Below are 21,233 nucleotides of genomic sequence, written 5' to 3' on the forward strand. Positions count from 1 at the left end.
CCGCGATGTTGACCAGATCGGCGAGGGAGCGGGCGCGCGGAAAACGTCCTCATTCGACAGTGCGCGCAACCCCTCATGGCACTGCGTCATGTTCAGTTTGTCAAATTGCGACGATCGCGGCGAATTGGAACGCGGGGCTGTCTTACGCTGAAACAGCTGGAAGGACAGGCACCGTGAACTGGAAGATAGCGCCACTGGGGACGTTTGCACTGACCCACAAGCGGCCGCCGTGTGCTTCGACGATCGATCGACAGATCGAAAGGCCCATGCCCAAACCGGTAGTCTTGGTCGTATAAAACGGCTCAAAGAGGCGCTCGATGTTCTCGGAGGAGACACCCGGCCCGGAATCGCACATCGCCACCAGGACGCCACCCGGCTCATCCATGGCGGTGCTGATCGTCAATTCCCGCGGCTCGACGTTCATCGCGCTCATCGCTTCAATGGCGTTGATGGTCAGGTTCAGCATCACTTGCTGGAGTTGCACCCGGTCGCCTTGAACGAGCGGTAAGTCCTCCGCGAGTTCCATCCGTACGGAAACGGAGTTCTTCTCGGCCTCACCGCGCGCCAGGGTAATGACCTCACGAATCGCCTCGTTGATCTGCACCGACTCCATACACGTCGGGGTTTTTCTGACGAGGCCACGAATGCGGTTCACAACTTCGCTGGCGCGCCTTGCGTCTTTGGTGATACGTTCAAGCGCCTGCCGAACCTCCTCCAGATTCGGCGACCGTGCGCTCAGCCAGCGTAAACCTGCCTCGGCGTTGGTGGCACACGCGACGATCGGTTGCTTGATTTCATGGCTGATCGAGGCCGCGAGCTGCCCCATGGTCGTGACGCGGTTTGCGTGCGCCAGCGCGGTCTGGATCTCGCGGTAGCGGCGCTCACTTTCGCGTGCTTCGGCCTCTGCGCGCTTACTCTCGGTCAAATCAAGCACGAACGCGACACCTTGGTTCCCGCCTGCTTCAAAGCTCGCCGCGCCGATCAGCACGGGTACCCGGCCGCCGCCTTTCCGGAAAAGCTCTTTCTCGAACGGTTGCAGGCGGCCGGTCCGCTTCAGCTCTGGCAGCCAATGTCGGAGATCGCGGTCGAGCCATTCCGGCGGGGTCAGGTCTGTCCAGCGGACGCGACCGGAGACAAGATCCTCACGTTCGCAGCCCACGATGCGGAGGAACGCATCATTGGCCTCGATGATGCTTTCGAGCTCCCAGATGAAGATTCCGATAATGTCGGCGTCGACCAGGCGCCGGATCTTCGCTTCGCGCTCTTCGAGTTGTCTGTTCAGTGTTGTCAGGAAACGGGTTATGAATACACTGATGACGACCGCAAGGACGAAGACCGCGCACAGCAACAGGAACCCCGCCCATATTCCTTGCCGGGCTTTGGCCTCCACCGTCTCGGTGTCCATTCTCGCTAGTTGGACGACCCGGTCGATCGCCTTGCGGTGAACTTCGTATTGTCGCGAAATACTGGCCAGCGCATCGATTGCCGCGAGCCGGTCGGCGCGCTGCACCGCGGGGATGAGGTCATTGAAGACGGTCTGATAGAAGGAGAGCGCGGCGGGATTTGCCTGTCCGAGGAGCGCTTGTCGGGTATCCGGATTCAGCGATTGTCGTTCCCAGTAGCGGTGACGATCGTCGTAGTCCTTTTTCAGCATCTTGAGTCGGTCGATCAAGCGCTGCTGCTCGGCCGCGCTCGCTTCGACAAGCTGGAAGCACACCAGGTAAGACTCGATCACGTATTCGGGTGGAGGCAGAACGTCCGAAATCAGATCCTTGCTTAGCGCTATCTTTTTGTACAACGGTCCGTTTACCTCCAACCCCTTGAGGACAACCAACGAGCACATGACGTATGCGACAAAGCATACCGCAAGGGTGACAATCAAGAGACGGAACTGCGTCTTGAACCCAAGTGACTTATGAATCGCCGATTTCACATCTGCTCCACACAATTGTCTTCACCGGATCAAATGAATCGACATGCAGCAGAAAACGCAGCGGCCCGTACGGTTCAAGATAACAGGGCCTCAAATAGCGGACCTGCCGCTCAGGGCGCGGAGCCCGCTCGGGCGGGTCCGCTCCACCGCTCACGCAGCGATTTGCAGCGCTGCCCGGGGCGCGCGGCAAGGATGAAGTCTTCCCGCCATACTTATCAATTCGGCGAGTGAGCGCGCGTTCATCTTTTGCATGACGTGCCTTCGGTGCACCTTCACCGTGATCTCGCTGATGCCCAACTCGCTTCCCACCAGCTTGTTCAGAAGGCCGGTCACCACCAATGCCATGACCTCGCGCTCGCGTCGACTGAGTGAGTCGTAGCGATCCTGGATCGCCTTCAGCTCTATGTCTTCGCTCAATGCGGCGCGGCTACGCTCGATGGCGTGCCGGATGGCATCGAGCAGAACCTGGTCGTCAAAGGGCTTGGTGAGAAATTCAACCGCCCCGGCTTTCATGGCCCGCACTGTTGTCGGCACGTCGCCGCGGCCGGTGATGAAGATGATGGGCGTGGCGGTACGCTCGGATGCAATGAGATTTTGCAGGTCGAGGCCGCTGAGATCGGGAAGACCGACGTCCAGCACCAGGCAGTTCGGGACCGTCGTGCGGGGGCGGCCAAGAAAGTCTTGTGCGGAAGCGAACGTTTCTGCAATGAGACCGGCATAGCGAATCATTGCTTCGAGCGACTCACGCACCGAGACGTCGTCGTCGACAACGAAGACGACCGGCGTTGCTTGCGCCGACGACAAATCCAGTTCACGTTCGGCTGCATGGGCTGGTGTCATTGCAAACTCCATTCGTAGGAACCTGGATGTGTCATTCGGGCCAGGGCGCGGCAACGGAAACGGCACCGGCACGGGCAGCGCGGTCGCTACCAGACCCGGCGAAGCAGGAGCGTTGCTCAGCGGCTAGAGCAGGCAAATGCGGTGCAGCTCCACTGTCCGCCGATACACGTTCCGGTTCAGCCACGGTACGAACGTGTACTCGTCGTATGCATTCGCGCCGACAAAGATCCAGTTGTTCAGCACGTTGAACATGATGTTTTCCTCCCGAGACTGGCCACCACATCACACGACGTGTTGCGAGGCGCACTGCGCGATCGCATCGGTCATGACACAAGGGTAGGCGCGCGGGCGCCTCAAGACCATTCTACGGACGGGTGGCGCAGCTCCTACATAGGCTTCGAGCGCTCATACGAGGGTATAACCCGCGGGGCCGTGACACGCGCCGATGGGAACGCCGCAACTCATATCAAAGGATGAGTTCGCCGTATCTGCGGATCTGCAAGCGTCGCAGGATATGAGCAGGATTGGGCGATGCGAATGCGGCGGACTAATACTTGTGTATGATTCCCGGCCGCTGGCGTGGGAACTACGCTGGGAATCGTAGACGCACGAGTGATGCACGCAGTGGCGTTCTTGCTGCGTGAACTCCGTTTCCCGAAGATCGAGGCTAATCTTGTGTTCTGATCAGGTAGTTTCGATTGTTGACGACGACGAGGCCGTCCGCCTCGCGACGGGGAGCCTCATACGCTCGTTCGGCTGGCAGACACGCCTGTTCGCATCGGCAGAGGAGTTCCTGCAATCCAGCCATGTCGCGTCGACGTCATGCCTGATCTCCGACGTCATGATGCCCGGCATGTCGGGAGTCGAAATGCACGACCGCATCATTGCACTCGGGTATTCGCCGCCGACCATCTTCATTACGGCATTCCCATCGGCCAACCTGAAGGAAAAGGCCTTGGCAAATGGTGTGCTGGCTGTACTCGACAAGCCGGTTGATCCCGACGCCATCGCGTATTGGCTCAACGTTGCGCTGGACTGGCCGTAGCGGATCGACAAGACGCCGGGACGGCGCTTCCGAACTCGCCCCTCTCAGGAATGCTTCGGTGACTGCGGATTGACACCCAGCGATTCCGACTTTCTGACGAGATCCGCGACGGAGCGCGCCGCCATCTTTTTCATGACCTGCCCGCGATGAATCTTCACGGTGATCTCACTGAGATTCATCTCGGAGGCAATTTGCTTGTTCATCAGGCCGGCGACGACGAACCCCATCACCTCTCGTTCACGTGGTGTCAGGGAATCGTAGGCAGCCCGAAGCGCCGCGATCGATCTTTCGGCGGCGAGACGCTCACCATCGCGCGCCAACGCATTGGCGACGGCGTCCAGCATGTCCTGGTCGCGAAACGGCTTCGCCAGGAAATCGACAGCCCCCGCTTTCATGGCCTTGACTGTCATCGCGATGTCACCATGCCCAGTCATGAACACGATCGGCATGCGCACATCGATCTTTGTAATCTGCTCCTGCAAGGCAAGGCCGCTTTCGCCGCGCAACCTGACGTCGAGAATCAGGCAACTGGGCGCATCGGGCTTCGGGAAAGCAAGAAACTCACGTGACGATTCGAATATCTCCACACGTAGCCCAACCGAGCGCAGCAAACCGTCGAGGGCAAAACGCATCGCCTCGTCGTCGTCGACCACGTAGACTACCGGGTCTTCGCGATCGTGCGGGCTCTGGGCCGAAGTAGAATGCGACCCGGAACTCATCTCGCCTCCTTTCCCCAAACCGACATGCACTTCATGTGTTTTGTCAGACGGTTGCACCGCACCGCTGACGATGACGATGACGATAACGGTAGCTATTCTAGGTGATTTGAATCTGCACGACGTGTCTGCCCCGTTTCAAGGGAGGACGCGACCGGCACACGGTCGTCGAGGTCGCCGGTGACGCGATACCGTGCGGTGCGGAATACGAGGCCGGCTTACGCTGAAACAGCTGGAGGGACGGGCACCGTGAACCGAAAGATAGCGCCGCGAGGTACGTTCGCACTTGCCCACAACCGACCGCCGTGTGCGTCGATGATCGAGCGACAGATCGACAGCCCCATGCCCATCCCGCTGGCCTTTGTCGTATAAAACGGCTCAAAAAGGCAATCGAAGTTCTCGGGAGCGACACCTGGCCCGGAGTCGCGCACCGTCACCAGGACGGCACCCGGCTCGTTCATGGCGGTGCTGATCGTTAATTCCCGTGGCCCTTCGTCAACTGCGCTCATCGCATCAATGGCATTGATCACAAGGTTCAGCATCACCTGTTGAAGTTGCACGCGGTCGCCTTTGATGAACGGCAAGTTCTCCGCAAGCTGCATCTGCACAGTGACGCCGTTCCCGCTGGCTTCACTCGACGTGAGAGCCATGACCTCGCGAATCGCCTCGTTGAGCTGCAGGACCTCGTTGCAGGTCGGGGCTTTTTTTACAAGGCCATGAATGCGCGTTATCACCTCGCCTGCACGCCTGGCGTCACGGACGATACGATCGAATGCCTGGCGGGCCTCCGCCACATCGGGCGGTTCGCGACCAAGCCAGCGCAGACCCGTTGACGCATTGATGGCCGTCGCAGCGATCGGCTGCCTCAATTCATGGCTGATCGAGGCGGCGAGCTGCCCAATGGCCGTGACGCGGTTGGCATGCGCGAGCTCGAACTGCATCTGGCGTGCCTCCGCTTCCGCCCGTTTGCGCTCGCTCAAATCGAGCACAAACACGATGCCCTGAGTCCCGCTCTCGTCCAGCATCGCAACGCCAATCAGCACGGGCACGCGGCTGCCGTCCTTCCTGAAGTACTCTTTCTCGTATGGCTGCAATGTCCCAGTGATCTTCAGCTCCGGCATCCACTCTCTTCTGTTGCGTTCAAGCCATTCTGGTGGCGTCAGGTCGGTCCAGCGCAGATGCCCCGCCAGGAGATCGTCACGATCGTATCCCACGATACGAAGAAACGCGTCATTGGCTTCGAGGATCCCACCTTCGAGATCCCCAATGAAGATCCCGACGATATTGGCGTCGACGAGGCGCCGGATTTTTGCTTCGCGTTCTTCGAGATCACGATAAAGACGGGCATTTTCCAGCGTCATCGCGGCCTGCGAAGCCAGTACCTTCAGGACCGCAATCCTTGCCGGGGTAAAAGCGCCGGCGGCGAGGTTGTTTTCCAGATAAAGCAATGCAATCAACCTTCCCTGCTTGACGAGAGGCAGGCAGAGGATCGATCGCGCCTGCACGCGAGCAATGTAGTCGTCGTTGGAGAACGCGCCCCGCGCTGCGGCATCGTCGAGGATCACGCTCTCCTGGGTACGCGCGCAATACTGGAGAATCGACTCGGGCAGCTCTGCGGCAGACATCAGCGCCTCGCGGAGCGCGACCGTGACTGAGGTGCCGTTCGTATGGGCTTGCGCCCCGATCCTTAGCCCGGCACCCCGCGAGAGCACGAGCAGGCCGCGTTGCGCACCTGCGTGTTCCACTGCGGTGCGCATCAGTGCTTCGATCAGGTTCTCGAGCACAATTTCGCCCGACACGATCTGAGAGACGCTCAGAACCGTAGCGAGATCCAGCTGCTCGATTGGCGTTCCGATCGTGGCCGTCTGGTGCAGACTGTCCGCATAGGCCTTGAGGTGGGGATAGTGCTCTTCAAGCTGTCGCGCCTTGCCATTGGCTCCCCAACGCAGATAAGCGTCATGGGCATCCTGCAGGTAGACGCGCGCGATTTTCTCAAAACCTCGCGTCGCAAAGAAACGTGCAGCCAGTTCGTTGGCAAGCGCCTCGTTGTGCACAAAGCCGTTTGCGTTGGCCGAGCGGATAGCCTGTTCGTAAAGCGCTTCGGCATCAAGCGCGTGGCCTTCGATCCGGGCGATCTCAGCCCCCACGAGGGCAGCGCGGTTCTCGAAATTCTCTGGGCAAATATCTGCCCAAATCTCGAGTTGTCTTTGATGGTCAGCAAGCGCCTCAATGTGAATTTGTCGCTCATCAGCGGTCGCCGTATCGAAACAGGCCGCGCGACACAACGCGCTGTAAAAGTGATACTCGGCGATTTCGAAGGTTAGCGACGTCCAAAGCAGCCGTCGCGCCCGCAATGAGGCATCGAGTGCCGCGCCATAGTCGCCTGCAAAGAACCGCGCCTGCAGCTTACGGATCCAGTACCAGCACTCGGCCATTGCCAGATTCGGGTTCTCCGTGAAGCGGCGCTCAATCCGAAGCTCATCAAAATTCGCATCATCGAAGCGGCCAAACGTCGGCGTGAGCCCCCTCAGCGTCCGTACCAGGCCGAGCTGGGCGCCGATGCGGTCAATGAAGGCGCCGAATCGCATCTTCTGTGCAAACGCGAGACCCCGTTCGGCTTCGCATTGCACCTGCTCTAGCGGATCGCCGGCGGCAAGCAGGTTTGTATTCAGGTGGCTACAACTGTACGCCGCGCAAGTGAGATCCCCGCTTTGGTTGGCCGCTTCGAACGCGCGACGCACCAGTTCACGGCCAGCCCGGACAGGTTGTTTCCATGGCAGGATCATACCGCCAAAGATCATATAGGCCCTTACATCGTCGCGCTTCAGCCCGCGCTGCTCGACCAGCTCGTAGCTGAGCCGGCCGAATCGATATCCAGTCTCGTAATCGCCGAGGTGCAGCCCGGCGATCACGCCGAGCCACACATAGGCGAAACAGGACGCGTCAGCGTTACCGCGCTCGAGAATCAGATTGACCATGCGACAGGTGACCAGGCAAAGCAGGTTCCGATCTGTATAAAGGGCAGCTACCGCCAGCTTGGCCAGAACATCGACAGTTGCGAGGGATGCTGGGTCAGTCATCAAGGGCAGATCGACGAGTGCCTCAGGCGGGCGCTTTCCGAGGGTGGACCAGATCCGCTGATACTCCCGGCGCGCTTCCTCTTCCGTCGGATGCAGCGACCACTCGATGCCCAGACTGCGGAGGTAATCGAGACCGATGGCGGCCGCGCGGCTGCTCTGATCGAGGGTCACATGCAGATCCACGCGCAGACACGCGACACGCGCGGCTTCCACCGAATCTTTCGTGCGCTCTGCCAGTGCCGCCAGACGTTCGTCCGCAGCCGCCAGCGCACCGGTCAGAAATTCGCATTCGGCCCGGTTCAACTCCAGCGCGAAGATGAGCTCCCGCAGGCGACCCCAGCCATCGCCGGCCACGAGCGCCACGCCGGCGACCAGGTACTTGAGCGCTGAGGCGTAGGCGGTGGAAGCCTTGGCGCGCCTCCCGGCGATCAGGTTGAACCCGGCGAGCTGATCCCGCTCGGTTTGTGACGTGATCAGCGGGATCGCGCGGTTGAGATGATTGACGATCTCGAAGATCGCCTCGTCGCGCTTCCCGCCTGGCGGGTGTTCCGCCAGCAGTCGGCCGATTCGAAGGTGGACAGCGCCTCGCAGTGCTTCGGCAATGAGCGAATACGCGGCTTCCTGAACGCGATCGTGGGCGAACCGGTAGCCAGCCGCGCCCCGTTCGACCAGTTCCAGCCGGACGGCGGCCCAGAGCGCCGCATGAACCTCCTCCTCCGACGTCCCGAGGACGAGTGAGAGCGTTGTCGTCTCGGCGCTATTGCCAAGACAGGCCAGTTGCTGCAATGCATTCTGTGTTTCGCGCGGCAGGCGCGTGAGTTTCGCGACCATGAGGTCGACGACGTTATCGGTATATCCCTTGGCGTGAATGTGGTCGAGATCCCAGCACCAGCGGGCAGCATCGTGGTCAAAGATGAGCATGCCCTCGTCAGCGAGCGACGACAGGAACTGAATGGCAAAAAACGGATTGCCGCCGGTTTTCTGATGAACCATTTGTGCAAGCGGTGCGACGTGTGCGTGCTCGCAGCGAAGCGCATCTGCAAGCCACTGCCGCAGATCCGTTTGCTTAAGCGGCGCAAGCGCGATTTCGGCGACCACTCCGCCAGCGGCCTTGATGGTTTCGAGCTTGCGCCTCAGCGGATGGGCAGCTGTGACCTCGTTATCGCGATAGGCACCGATCAGCATGACGTGCTGCAGATCGGAGCGGGTCAACAGGTCCTCGAGCAGATCTAATGTGGCCGCGTCGAGCCATTGCAGGTCGTCGAGAAAAAGCGCCAGTGGATGTTCCACCCGGGCAAAAACGCCAATAAAGCGCTGGAACACCAGTTGAAAACGACGTTGTGCCTGCTGCGGCTCAAGCTCAGGGACAGGGGGGGGCTCTCCGATGATGAGCCTGAGCTCAGGAACGAGGTCGACCATCAGCCGTGCGTTCGGCCCGAGCGCCTCGCTAAAGGCTTCACGCCAGCAGGAAAGCTCTGTCTCGCGCTTGCCGAGAAGCGGTCGCACGAGGTTCTGAAAAGCCTGGGCGAGCGTCGCATAGGGGATGTCGCGCTTGTACTGGTCGAACTTGCCTGCGGCGAAGAGTCCGCGCGGTGGCACCAGCACCCTGTGCAATTCGTTGACGACCGCGGACTTGCCAATGCCCGGATAGCCGGAGACCAGCACCAGCTCCGGCGCGCCGTTTTTGACGATGCGATCGAAGGAGGCAAGCAGGGTCTCGACCTCGCCCTCGCGCCCGTAGAGCCTTTCCGGGATGAGCAGCCGATCGGGCGTGTCCTGCTGACCGGGTGCAAAGTCGTCGATGTAACCCTGGGTTTCCCACCCGGCAAGGCAGCGCCGCAGATCGCGCTCGACGCCGCCGGCGGTCTGGTAGCGCTCCTCGGCCGTCTTGGTCATCAGTTTCATGATGATGGCCGACAGCGGGACGGGGATGCCCTCCAGCCGCTCGCTGGGCGGCACCGGCTTTCGCGCGATATGGCAGTGCACCCACTCCATCGGATCGGTCGCGGCGAACGGCAGCGAACCGGTGAGCATCTGGTAGAGCGTGACGCCGAGCGCATACAGATCGCTACGGGCGTCGATCGAGCGATTCATGCGCCCGGTTTGTTCGGGGGCCATGTAGGCAAGCGTGCCGGTGAGGGTCTCGGGCGGCTCGGGCGCCTGTCGCTCGCGTCGCAGCTGCGACGCGATGCCGAAGCCGGTCAGCCGCGGCTGTCCGTCCGTGCAGTTCACGAGGATATGGCCAGGCTTGAGGTCCTTATGGACAATGCCGCGCTGGTGAAGCTTGCCCAGCGCTGCGGCGATGCCGACGGCGAGGTGCAGAGCACTACGTACCGCCATGGGCGCGCCGATCAGCCGCTCGAGCGGCTCACCGCCCGGATCCTCGAGCACCAGCAGCGTCCCGCCGCCTTCGCGCACCAGCTCCAGCGGCCGAACGGCCCACGCACCGTCGAGCTCGTCCTTCAGTTGGAATTCGTGAGCGAGCCGTTCAAGACTGGCAGGTGAGGGCTGCTCGGCGGCGGCCCGTGCAATGAGTCGCGTTTCGTCGCCGCCATCGGTCGCACGTCGTGCCCGGCTGAAGACCCGCTCGCCATCCTCCCACAAAGTTTGGAGGCCGTTGCACATCTCGCCGTAACCATGGGTAGCCATTTGCCGCCCTCCACTGTCTCGTCAGAATACACCCGACGACTTATGAAGACGGAGCCCCTCTTTGAGGCGAAAAAGGTCTGGAGATGACCCGCTTTCGTGGACAGGATCCATCCTGTCAAGAAGGAGGTGCGGATCATGTCCACGGAAACGGGTCAGCCTCAAGGTGTTGCAGCTACGCGCATTGACGGAACGCCCAGAGAAAGGACATAAAGGGCGGAACGTCGATTTTTTAAGCGTCCGTGTACCGAAGCGACAAGAATTGGTTGTCTTGGCCGGCTTCGAGTCTTCCTTGGGGCCCATTTCGCGCTTCAAAACGACACGAATTGGTTGTCCCGACGTGACATCAATTGATGAACGCCACAGGTCTTCTTCCAGCGCGTCGCGCCGGCCCGTTGGGGTGCTCATTTTTTCGGCTGAATTCATTCAGGCCGTCGATGACCAGCAATTGCTCGGCGATCAAACGCTTGAGCCGCTCGTTCTCCGATTCCAGATCCTTGAGCTGGCGGGCGTCGGCCACATCAATGCCCCCGAACGTGTTGCGCCAACGATAGAACGTCTGTTCCGAGATGTTGTGGCGCTTGCAAAGATCCTTCACCGGCTCGTCCCGGCTTTCGGCCTCGCGCAAGATCCGGATGATCTGCTCGTCGGTAAATCGCTTCTTCATCGAGTTCTCCTTGCCTCTAGGATAAAAGAGAACTCACTTGCCAAATGGCAACAAGAAATGCCTCAGGTCAATGTGGCCAAGCTTTGGCGAGTCACGGACGGAAGTATCGCGTTGGTTCTGTCACAAACAGATGGGGTGGAGAGTTGCAGCTATTCGCACCATCTGTTTGTGACAGGCCGGACGATTGCTCGACGCTCGCGGCGCGCGCAAGGAGACTGAACCATGCGGGGGCGCTTCACATCTGCCCGTCTGGCGCCAGATAGGCGGTCCTTCGAACGTTCTCCGCACAGAAAAGACGGAATTCCGTGACCCCCTCCATCGGTGCGCTTTCGACGACGCCGCACGCGTGCAGCATATGCTGGAGCGCCGAGAAGACCTGGCTCTCAGGATCCTGATCGATGGCGACGTCAAGCGTTCCTTGCTCGATAAACGTTCGATGGTCGTCCGACATTTCGTGCGTCACCCACACAATCTTGCCCGCCAAGTTGTATTTGCGTAGCGCCGCGTCAATTCCGGGCGATCCGGCGCCGCTGTTGTAGATGCCGACGATGTCGTCATGTTTGGAGAGTACCTGAACAAGGGCCTTGTAGCATCGATCCGGATCATCGTCTGTTTCAATTTCAATTTGGTCGCAGTGCAATGAGGGAAATCCTTCGGCGATCGCATTGCGACAGCCGGTTGTCCGATCGACATGTGAGCGATAGGCGAGCGTGCTGCACAGGATGAGCACGCGGCCGGCGCGTCGCGCCAGGCGCCCGATGAAATGACCGGCGGTGCGTCCTGCCCGATAGTTGTCGATCCCCGCGTAATAGAGGCGATCGATGCCGCCGATATCCGTCGACATCGTGATGACATGCTCACCGTCGGAGATGACGGTTTGCAAGGCAGCGCGTACCTGCGGCGTATCGTGCGCGGTGATGATCAGACCGCGACGCGGATAGGGCGGATTGAGGATGATCTTGACGACAGCGGATTCGTCGTCCTCGGGTGCAACGTAGCGATGCACCACGACGCGCTTGTCGAGCATCTGAACGGAGCGTTGCAATGCGTGTCTGAGGCGGCGATAGAACGGCTTGTGGTCAGCATCGCGTGGAAGCACGACGTCGAGGTGAATCAGGCTGTGATGGACCTGCGGCAACAAACGGGTTATGCCGAGACGCTTGGCTGCATCGATCACGCGCGCCCGCGTCGCGGCCGAGACACTGTCCCGTTCGTTCAGTACACGATCGACCGTATTCAGGCTGACCCCCGCCTCCTCGGCAATGTCCTGCAGGCGAGGAGTACGCTTGCGCCGCTGGCGAACAGACGTGTCGTTCATTAATCCAGATCCTCATTCGTTTCTGCGGCCGGCCTTCGAGTCGTCCAATGCAGCGACTTCCTGACGTCGTCGCAAATTCGGCGGTCCGTCGTCTCGATTGTTTGTGGACTATTTCCGGCTCGTGACAAGCCGCAGTATAGGGCCGTGTGTGCGTGTACGGCATCGGATGATGCTTTCCCCAGGAGATGCAAGCGATCGAGTGGTTCGCGGCAACGACAGGAGCCGGATCGCGACCGGGGTGGCACCGGCATGCTGCAACGCGGCATGGCGTTGGGGGCTTTTCGCCAAGATTTTGCGTGCGACGCGGATTCTGGATCGCTAAATTGAGAACCATCAGATCCGGAGCACGCAGCGTCAGAGCCAGTGCAGCTCGTCCGTGAATGCCAAGTATCTCCGGGCGCCACAAGAAGATATCGGTATTGGAGACAGTGCGATGTCAAAGCAGCAGATACGGGTTTCAGACCCGAAGGCCCCCAGTCGGGCGCCGATGCCGGTTCGTGAGGCTATTGGTATTGCAACGCAGCCGAACGCGCGTATGACGCAGTGCTACGAGTCACGCGGAATCGACGGCTGACGTCTCGCCTCCTTTTTTTTAATCGTTCGGACCGGGCAATCCGCCGGCATGTCGGGAACCTGACGGCAGCGTGCCGCTCGGGGCGGACGGTTGTTGCCCGCCGTTCTGACTGCTCGGCGCGACCGACCGGCAGTGCGCGGCACCGCTCATGGCGAAGGAGCCAGATCATGCAAGAGACGCTTCAATGGATAATTGTTTGCAGTACAGATGATATCGAAGACGAGGACGTGATCCGCTTCGATTTCGGCCAGGAGACATATGCCGTCTATCGCATCGATGGCCGGTTCTATGCGTCGGATGGCTGGTGCACGCATGAGAAGGCACATCTCGCGGATGGGTTCGTTCTTGGCGACCAGATCGAATGTCCGCGTCACCAGGGGCGCTTCCATGTGCCGACGGGCAAGCCTCTGTGCGCACCGGTGTGCAATCACCTGATCACGCATCCGGTCCGGGTCGACGGCGGCAAGGTTCTGATCGGCGTGCCGAGCGCGGCTTGATCATGGATACGAGTCCGGGAATTGTGATTGTCGGCGCCGGGTTGGCTGGCACTCGTGCAGCGCTAGCGTTGCGCGTGGCTGGCTTTACCGGGCGGCTGACGCTGCTGTCCGGGGAATCATGTACGCCATATGATCGCCCGCCCTTGTCGAAGGGCGTGCTGCTAGGCCAGCAGACGATGGCGGAATCTGTGCTGGCGACCGAGCAGACCTATGTCAATCAGATGATTGACCTTCGTCTGGACGCCGTGGTCACGTCGATCGACCGGAGCGAGAAGTTTGTGGTGCTCGCCGACGGTCAGCGCTTGTCGTATGAGCGCCTGCTGCTGGCGACCGGTGCAGTACCGCGACGTCTGGCACTGCCTGGTGCGGAGCGAGTCGGGGTGACCTATCTGCGGACGGCGGACGACGCCGAGCGCATGGCGCGAGCGCTACGCCCGGGCCGGCGCGTAGTGCTGGTCGGTGGGGGCTTCATTGGGCTTGAAGTCGCAGCGAGCGCGATCGCCGCGGGATGTGAAGTGACCGTCCTTGAAGCGACCTCGCGGTTGCTTGCGCGAGCCGTTCCGGCTCCGATCGCCGCACGGATCGAGGCGCGTCATCGGGCAGCAGGCGTTGACTTCCGATTCTCCACTGGTATCGCGGAAATCGATGGCGATGCCGCCGTCTCGGGCGTTTGGCTCACCGACGGAGAGCGTTTGCCGTGTGATTTGCTCGTTGTGGGCATCGGCGCTACCCCGGCAACGGCACTGGCCGAGGCGGCTGGACTCGACGTAGCCGACGGGATCGTCGTCAACGACCGCCTGATGACCAGCGACCCGAACATCTATGCAGCGGGTGATGTGTGCAGCTTCCCGTATGGGCCGACGGGGCGGCACGTGCGCCTTGAATGCTGGAAGAACGCTGAAGACCAAGCGCGCGTCGCGGCCCAGAACTTACTCGGGGAGAACGTTGCGTATGGCGACGTACCTTGGTTCTGGTCTGATCAGTACGAGTTGTCGATTCAGATCACAGGGCTACCGCAACCAGATCACATTTGCATTGAGCGTCACGTGGCGTCGGACACTTTGCTGCTGTTCCACTGCACGGGAGATGGGTGTCTGATCGCAGCGAGCGGGGTTGGTCCCGGTAACGTCGGGAGGGATATCCGCATCGCGCAAATGCTCATCGGCCGCCGGGCGACCGTTGCGCCGGCGTTGCTGGCAGATCCGAACATCAAGCTGAAATCCTTACTGACGCGCAATGTCGGCGCTCAGTGCTGATACGTCGTGCCGCCGGCAAGAGTCAAAAACAAGGGGCCGGCGGACAACGGCCTCGCAATGCAACTCTGACATACAGGAGATTTGGATGAACCAGGCGTCATTTCAGTTTTCGCTGAACCGCATGAGCGCGCCTCGCGCGCCGTTTGGCGAATTCGTCAGCTTGTGCCAGCGGCTCGGTGTAGCCTCGATTGAGATTCGAAACGACTTGAGCGGCGTCGAAATCACAGATGGTACGCCGGCAAGCGACCTTCGCGGACAGGCCGCGTCGGCGGGATTGACCATTCTCTCGATCAACGCACTGCAGCGTTTCGAGCAGTTCGACTCGGAGCGTGAACGCGAGGCCGTCGCACTCGCTCGCTACGCACAGCAATGCGGCGCGAAGGCGCTGGTGCTTTGCCCGACGAACAGCCGACGCGATGAGCGCACGGCCGCGGAGCGCCACACCGATCTCGTCAACGCGCTCAAGCGGCTGCAACCCATCCTCGACGATCACGAGATCGTCGGCCTCATCGAACCGCTCGGCTTCGAAGAATGCGCGCTGCGTCGGAAATCCGACGCCGTCAAGGCGATGTATGACGCAGGTGTCGAGGCGCGTTTCCGCCTCGTTCACGACACGTTCCATCACTATCTGTCGGGCGAAGACATCTTCTTTCCGAACCTGACGGGCCTGGTACATATCTCGGGTGTCGAGGAGCAAGAGCTTGCCGTCGATCGCATGCGGGACGGACATCGTGTGCTCGTCTGCGGTGCCGATCGTCTCGGTAACGTGCGCCAATTGAAGATCTTGCTCGAGCGCGGTTACGCAGGTGCATTTTCGTTCGAACCGTTCTCAGACGAAATCGGTCAGGCCACGGATATCGAGGCACGGCTGAAGGAGAGCATGCAGTTCATCAAAGCGAGCTTGGCGGCGTCGTAACGCCGAGAAGCGAAACGGGATTCCCGCTTCCATCTGGCAGCTATCAGGTCTCATGGGAGCGGATTGGATCCGACCAGACGATCACTTGAAGAGGTCGCTGTCGTCCGCATCGGCCAGGAACCGGTCGGATGACGATGAAACGGAGACGCAATCATGAAGAAAGCCCTGATGTCCGTTGTTGCTGCTGCTGCCCTGACCACGCCGTTTGCTGCCCACGCGGAACGTATCGGTGTCGCGATGTCGGCCTTCGACGACAACTTTCTGATGGCCGTGCGCAATGCGATGAATTCGCATGCGGCGACGATCAAGGGGGTGAACCTCCAGTTCGAGGATGCCCAGCTCGATGTCGGCAAGCAGCTCAGCCAGATCCAGAACTTCATCGCGCAGAAGGTCGACGCGATCATCGTCAATCCCGTCGATACCGACGCGACCCCGAAAATCACGCGGATGGCGGTCGCGGCCGGCATTCCGCTCGTGTACGTGAATCGCGCGCCGTCGGACAAGAGTCTCCCTGCGAAGGTCGCGTTCGTTGGCTCGAAGGAATCCCAGGCTGGCGCGCTGCAGATGCAGGAGGTCTGCAAGCTGATGGGCGGCAAAGGCAACATTCTCGTCATGATGGGTGATCTGTCGAATCAGGCGACTCGTGAACGGACGCAGGCGGTCAAGGACGTAATCGCGAAAGCACCGTGCGACGGCATCAGGATCGCCGACGCTCAGTCCGCCCATTGGACGCGCACCGGGGGCGCGGACCTGATGAACAACTGGCTGTCGTCCGGCCTGAAATTCGACGCAATCGTGTCGAACAACGACGAGATGGCACTGGGTGCGATCCAGGCACTGAAAGCGGCGAAGAAGCTGAACAAGAGCACGATCGTCGCGGGAATTGACGCAACGCGAGATGCGCTCATGGTCATGAAGGCGGGCGATTTGAAGGTGACCGTGTTTCAGAACGCCGCCGCTCAAGGCGCCGATTCTGTCGATTACGCGCTGAAGCTTGCGCGTAGCCAGAAAGTCGATTCCGCGATGTGGATTCCGTTCGAAGTGGTGACGCCGGCGAATCTGTCGCAGTACGCCGCGAAGAACTGATCGATCGCGTCGGCGGTGCGCCAACGCGCATCGCCATTCCCATTGAAGTGGCATCGATCCCCCCCGGGAAAGCCGGGGGGGCGGGCAGACCACGTCCTGAATCTTGATTGTCGGAAGGAAGGAGCCAGCAATGCATACCAACGACCCGTACGCCCGCTACACGCTGCGCGGCGATGAAGTGATGGCGGGCGATTTGACCGAGGAAAACTTCGAGTCGCGCGTGAGCCAGACGTGGTTCACGCCGACCATCGAGCGAAAGCGTCTCAAGGAATTGATGAGGCGATCCGATGGTCCGTCGCTCTGGAACTATGGCGTGTGGATCGTACTGATGGCAGTGACGGGTGTCGCCGGCTATCTCACATGGGGCACGGTCTGGTGCGTGCCCGCGTTCATTGCCTACGGCGTACTCTATTCGACGTCTGATCATCGTGCGCACGAGCTGTCTCACGGCACGCCGTTCAAGACCCGTTGGCTCAACGACGCGATGTACCACGTCGCGGGCTTCATGACGTTGCATGAAGGCCATTACTGGCGCTGGAGCCACTCGCGACACCATACGCACACGATCATCGTCGGGCGCGATCCGGAGATTGCGTTTCCGCGTCCGGTGAGGATCGTGAACGCGATACTCGATCTGTTCTATCTGCGTTCAGGTCTGACGCAAATCGTGAACATTTTCATGATCGCGGTTGGCCGCATGACAGATGCCGGCAACCATTTCATTCCGGAGCAGGAACGGCCGAAGGTGGTTCGGGCATCGCGTGTGTACGTGTTGATCTTTGCCTGCGTGATCGGCGCCTGCGCGTATGTCGGGAGCATTCTGCCCGCGATGTTCATCGTGTTGCCGCGTTTCTACGGCGGTTTCATGGCGCAGATCTTCAACGTGACGCAGCACGCCGGCCTCGCGGAGAACGTGCATGACCACCGGCTCAACACGCGCACGTTCCATACCAATGCGCTGTTCCGTTGGCTGTACTGCAACATGAACTACCACATCGAGCATCACATCTTCCCGATGGTTCCGTACCACGCGCTGCCGCAGTTGCACGAAGCCATCCGCAGCCAATGCCCGCCTGCGTATCCGAGCCTGTGGGCCGCCTACCGAGAAGTGCTGCCGGCACTCTGGCGCCAGTCGCACGATCCTGCATACACCGTTGCGCGCCGGCTGCCGGCGGAGCAGGCATGAGCGTCGTTCAACCGATCGTATTCGTTCATCGAGGGTGAATTCATGAAATACAGAACGTTCGGAAGGACGGATTGGCAGGTCAGCGAAATCGCGTTCGGCGCTTGGCAGATCGGCGGCGACTGGGGGCGGGTGGACGACCGGCAGTCGATCGACACGCTGCTCTATGCGTACGAGAAAGGCATCAACTTCGTCGATACCGCCGAGCTATACGGCAAGGGTCATAGCGAGGAGGTAATTGGCCAGTCGCTGCGTGAGTGGCGCGGCAACAAGATCTACGTCGCCACGAAGGTGCAGCCGATCGTTTGGCCGGATCCGGACGACGACCGTCCTGCCATGCGTGGCCGGTATCCGCACTGGTACCTGCGCGACAACGTCGAGAAGTCGTTGCGGCGACTCGGTGTCGAACGTATCGATTTGCTGCAGCTGCATTCGTGGATGGCGGAAGGGCTTGATGCGCTCGACTGGCTCGAGACGTTGAATGCGCTGCGACGGGAAGGAAAGGTCGATCAGGTTGGCGTGTCGATCCGCGATTTCCGACCCGACGAGGGGATTGATCTCGCTCGCTTTGGGCTGGTCGATTCGATTCAGGTCATTTTCAACCTGTTCGAACAGCGCCCGGCTGCACGGCTGTTTCCTGCCGGTGAGCGCGGCAGCACGGCCTTTATCGCCCGCGTGCCGCTGGATTCCGGTTCGCTCAGCGGGACGTGGACCGCCGATACCTACGCCGGATGGGCGCCGGGTTCCGTGCCGCACACGATGTTCCGCGGCGAACGCTTTCACGAAACACTCGCACGGGTCCAGAAGCTGCAGCGGGTCTGCGAGCCGTACTACGCGAGTCTTGCCGAGGCCGCCATGCGTTTCACGCTGAGCGCGCCGCAGGTTGCCACCGTCATTCCGGGAATGAAGAACCGGTCGGAGGTGGACATGAACATCGCTTATTCGGATGGCGCCGCATTTCCGCAGGCGCTGGCCGAACAGCTTTCGCAACATGCATGGATCAGGAACTACTACAAATGAGCGATATCGCCCGAGCGGATTTCCGTCGATACCAACTGGAGCTTCTGCTGCCGAGCGAGATTAGAGCGTCGCTGGCCCGAAGTTCGGTCGTTTATCTCCCGCTCGGCACGATCGAGTGGCACTGCGAGCATTTGCCGGTTGGGCTCGATGCATTGACCGCACATGGCGTTTGCCTGCGCGCGGCGGCGAGAACGGGCGGCGTCGTTTATCCGCCGCTTCATTATGGCACCGGCGGGGACCATGGCCGCTACCCGTGGACGGTGATGATGGAGGAAGACGCGGAGATCGCCACTCAGCTTCGACACACGTTGACCCGCTTGCAGGACTTCGGCGTGGAGACCGCCGTTCTGTTTACCGGCCATTTCGCCGACAGCCAGATCGACATGGTCGAAAACCTCACAACCGTGTGGAATTCGGCCGGCAATCGAATGAAAGCAATCGCGGCCGCAGTCAACATGGCGGAGAACGTCGATATACCACCGGACCACGCCGGCGTGTTCGAGACGACGCTTCTGTACGCGCTCTGTCCCGATCGGGTCGATGTCTCCAGGCTGCCTGTGAAGGACGAGCGAATCGAGCGGCCCGGTGATGGCTGGGGTCCTGAGCGGCATGAACACGGCAACCCTCTGTGGGGCGTTGTCGGGCCGGATCCGCGTGACTTCGACCCGGAGGCGGCTGGCCCGCTGCTCGAGGCCGTCGTCGGCTGGCTCACAAAGCGCGTCAGCGACGCGCGTTCCGGACATGAACCAGGTTCGTTGCTCGAGTGACATCCGGCGAACCCGGCGCCGCGACAGGCGCCCGCGCATCACATGAAGAAACGCTTTCGCGTCGCCAACGGTGTTTCAACGGCTGCCCCTGCGCTGACGGATCAAAGCAAGCGGCGACGCGTAGCGTCGGCAGCAGGGGGCAACTCAAATAGAACGATTGGTTATGGAGACACGATGAAAAAGACAGTGATTGCTGCGTTCGTATGCGCTGGTGCCTGGGCGTGCCCGAACGCGCAGGCGCAAAGCTCCGTCACGCTTTACGGTCGGCTCGACGTTGGATTCGACTTCGCGAACAACGTCCAGACCGGGACGGGTACCACGGCGAACCGCTGGCGCGCCGAAAGTAGCGACTGGGGCGCCAGCTATTTTGGCTTCCTGGGCAAGGAGGACCTCGGTGGCGGACTGAAAGCGATATTCGATCTCCAGTCGGGCATCAACCTGATGAACGGAACGATGAACGGCGGAGCGGGGCGCCTGTTCGATCGCAAGGCGTTCGTCGGCCTGGAGAGTAACCGGTACGGCAGGTTCCAGTTGGGGCGCGACCTGTTTCTGACGAACTATCAGTGCGATATCGATCCGATGATGTGCGAGGCGTTTTCGTCCGCGTCGCTGGTTCGCAACCGCAACGTGCCGATTACGAGCAACAACATTGAATATCGCTCGCCCAATTTCGGCGGATTCGAAATTCATGGTCAGTATGCATTCGGAAATCAGGCCGGTGGCTTCAACCGCGGTGCGGCTGACGATTTCGGGCGAAGCGACGGCGTGGAAGTGACCTACAGCAACGACGTCGTGATGATCAAGGGGATGTACGACGAGATGAGGGATCAGAACGGGCGCTTCAGCAATGTCTTCGTGAGTTCGCGCGAGTTCTTCGTCGGCGGCAATCTGACGATCGACTCGCTGGTGCTTCAGGCCGGATATTCGCATCTGAGCGCACCCGATACGCCCGCGGGTCTGGCGCACACCGCAAATCACGTATGGATCGGCGCGCGCTACCGAATCACACCCGCACTGGCGCTCAACGGCGGCGTGTTCCGGATCAATGTCGGTTCGGGCGGTGGCGACGCGACCCATGATCCGGGCGGTAACGCAACGCTGGTTGCAGCTGGAGCGACGTACAGCCTGTCGAAGCGCACGTTCTTGTATGCGACTGTCGCTCATGTGAACAACGGAAGCGCGTCGAATTTCTCGGTGTTTGACAACAACCCTGGGCGCGATAACAACAATCTGACGAATCCGATGGCAGGCAAGTCGCAGATCGGCAGTTACGTCGGAATCGTTCAGCACTTCTAATAAGAATTTGGCGAAGCGCACGCCGTCGACGTTCGTTTGGTGCGAACCGTTGTTTGCGACCCGTGCGAAATTTATTTTGACTCATCCGCCTGCACGACGACCCTGTGTCAGGCGGTTCCAGATGCTCTCGCCAGCAAGCTTGAGCTTCATCTTCACGAAGAACCGGGAGATTACGATGATTGAAATTGCGCTGTTCGGTGCGGGCCGGATTGGAAAGATTCACGCGTCGAACCTTGCCCGCCAGCCGGGCGTACGCCTCAAGTATGTGGTCGACATGCACGCGCCGTCGGCACAAGCGCTGGCCCAGTCTCACGGCGCGAGGGTTGCCGATGTCGACGGTGTGCTGGGAGATCCGTCGGTCGGCGCCGTGGTGATCGCGTCGAGCACGAATAC

Annotated in this window: 16 protein-coding genes and 1 pseudogene; 10 read left to right on the plus strand and 7 right to left on the minus strand. The window is 60.7% G+C overall.

The window, feature by feature from the left end; genetic code table 11:
* Nucleotides 1–142: 142 nt before the first annotated feature.
* From ACV229_RS33780 to ACV229_RS33790, 3 genes are all read right to left on the minus strand, one after another.
* Nucleotides 143–1,933, minus strand: coding sequence for a sensor histidine kinase (locus ACV229_RS33780; protein WP_448087426.1), 1,791 nt, complete (start codon nucleotides 1,931–1,933; stop codon nucleotides 143–145).
* A gap of 150 nt (nucleotides 1,934–2,083) precedes the next feature.
* Nucleotides 2,084–2,773: a response regulator transcription factor gene (locus ACV229_RS33785; RefSeq protein ID WP_448087427.1), complete on the minus strand. Its 690-nt coding sequence runs from the start codon at nucleotides 2,771–2,773 to the stop codon at nucleotides 2,084–2,086.
* 123 nt (nucleotides 2,774–2,896) lie between these two features.
* Nucleotides 2,897–3,025, minus strand: a complete 129-nt coding sequence (locus tag ACV229_RS33790) for a hypothetical protein (protein WP_448077880.1) — start codon at nucleotides 3,023–3,025, stop codon at nucleotides 2,897–2,899.
* Between the two features lie 421 nt (nucleotides 3,026–3,446).
* Between ACV229_RS33790 and ACV229_RS33795 the strand changes: the two genes are divergently transcribed.
* Nucleotides 3,447–3,818, plus strand: a complete 372-nt coding sequence (locus tag ACV229_RS33795) for a response regulator transcription factor (protein WP_448087428.1) — start codon at nucleotides 3,447–3,449, stop codon at nucleotides 3,816–3,818.
* Nucleotides 3,819–3,862: 44 nt separating this feature from the next.
* Here ACV229_RS33795 and ACV229_RS33800 read toward each other — a convergent pair whose 3' ends face one another.
* From ACV229_RS33800 to ACV229_RS33815, 4 genes and pseudogenes are all read right to left on the minus strand, one after another.
* Entirely contained in the window at nucleotides 3,863–4,537 is a 675-nt protein-coding gene (locus ACV229_RS33800; protein WP_448087429.1) for a response regulator transcription factor, read from the minus strand.
* 215 nt (nucleotides 4,538–4,752) lie between these two features.
* Complete coding sequence (locus tag ACV229_RS33805) at nucleotides 4,753–10,263, minus strand: AAA family ATPase (protein ID WP_448087430.1); 5,511 nt, start codon at nucleotides 10,261–10,263, stop codon at nucleotides 4,753–4,755.
* Nucleotides 10,264–10,632: 369 nt separating this feature from the next.
* A pseudogene (locus ACV229_RS33810) lies at nucleotides 10,633–10,927 on the minus strand (transposase); the annotation flags it as partial.
* A gap of 235 nt (nucleotides 10,928–11,162) precedes the next feature.
* A complete protein-coding gene (locus ACV229_RS33815; protein ID WP_448087431.1) occupies nucleotides 11,163–12,245 on the minus strand; it encodes a LacI family DNA-binding transcriptional regulator in 1,083 nt (360 codons plus the stop codon).
* Between the two features lie 741 nt (nucleotides 12,246–12,986).
* Between ACV229_RS33815 and ACV229_RS33820 the strand changes: the two genes are divergently transcribed.
* The 9 genes from ACV229_RS33820 to ACV229_RS33860 all read left to right on the plus strand — a co-directional run.
* Nucleotides 12,987–13,316: a non-heme iron oxygenase ferredoxin subunit gene (locus ACV229_RS33820; RefSeq protein WP_448087432.1), complete on the plus strand. Its 330-nt coding sequence runs from the start codon at nucleotides 12,987–12,989 to the stop codon at nucleotides 13,314–13,316.
* A 2-nt stretch (nucleotides 13,317–13,318) separates the two neighbouring features.
* Complete coding sequence (locus tag ACV229_RS33825; RefSeq protein ID WP_448087433.1) at nucleotides 13,319–14,572, plus strand: NAD(P)/FAD-dependent oxidoreductase; 1,254 nt, start codon at nucleotides 13,319–13,321, stop codon at nucleotides 14,570–14,572.
* An 85-nt stretch (nucleotides 14,573–14,657) separates the two neighbouring features.
* A complete protein-coding gene (locus ACV229_RS33830; RefSeq protein WP_448087434.1) occupies nucleotides 14,658–15,488 on the plus strand; it encodes a TIM barrel protein in 831 nt (276 codons plus the stop codon).
* Between the two features lie 153 nt (nucleotides 15,489–15,641).
* Complete coding sequence (locus ACV229_RS33835; RefSeq protein WP_448087435.1) at nucleotides 15,642–16,574, plus strand: sugar ABC transporter substrate-binding protein; 933 nt, start codon at nucleotides 15,642–15,644, stop codon at nucleotides 16,572–16,574.
* Nucleotides 16,575–16,704: 130 nt separating this feature from the next.
* Nucleotides 16,705–17,760 carry a fatty acid desaturase gene (locus ACV229_RS33840; RefSeq protein WP_448087436.1) on the plus strand — a complete coding sequence of 352 codons (1,056 nt, stop codon included), beginning with the start codon at nucleotides 16,705–16,707 and terminating at the stop codon, nucleotides 17,758–17,760.
* Nucleotides 17,761–17,802: 42 nt separating this feature from the next.
* A complete protein-coding gene (locus ACV229_RS33845) occupies nucleotides 17,803–18,777 on the plus strand; it encodes an aldo/keto reductase (RefSeq protein ID WP_448087437.1) in 975 nt (324 codons plus the stop codon).
* Nucleotides 18,774–19,544: a creatininase family protein gene (locus ACV229_RS33850; RefSeq protein ID WP_448087438.1), complete on the plus strand. Its 771-nt coding sequence runs from the start codon at nucleotides 18,774–18,776 to the stop codon at nucleotides 19,542–19,544. The genes ACV229_RS33845 and ACV229_RS33850 overlap by 4 nt, the downstream gene beginning before the upstream one ends.
* Before the next feature lie 174 nt (nucleotides 19,545–19,718).
* Entirely contained in the window at nucleotides 19,719–20,840 is a 1,122-nt protein-coding gene (locus ACV229_RS33855) for a porin (RefSeq protein ID WP_448087439.1), read from the plus strand.
* 175 nt (nucleotides 20,841–21,015) lie between these two features.
* On the plus strand, nucleotides 21,016–21,233 hold a 218-nt coding region (locus ACV229_RS33860; protein WP_448087444.1), incomplete at its 3' end, for a Gfo/Idh/MocA family oxidoreductase.

The organism is Burkholderia sp. MR1-5-21, assembly GCF_053427715.1.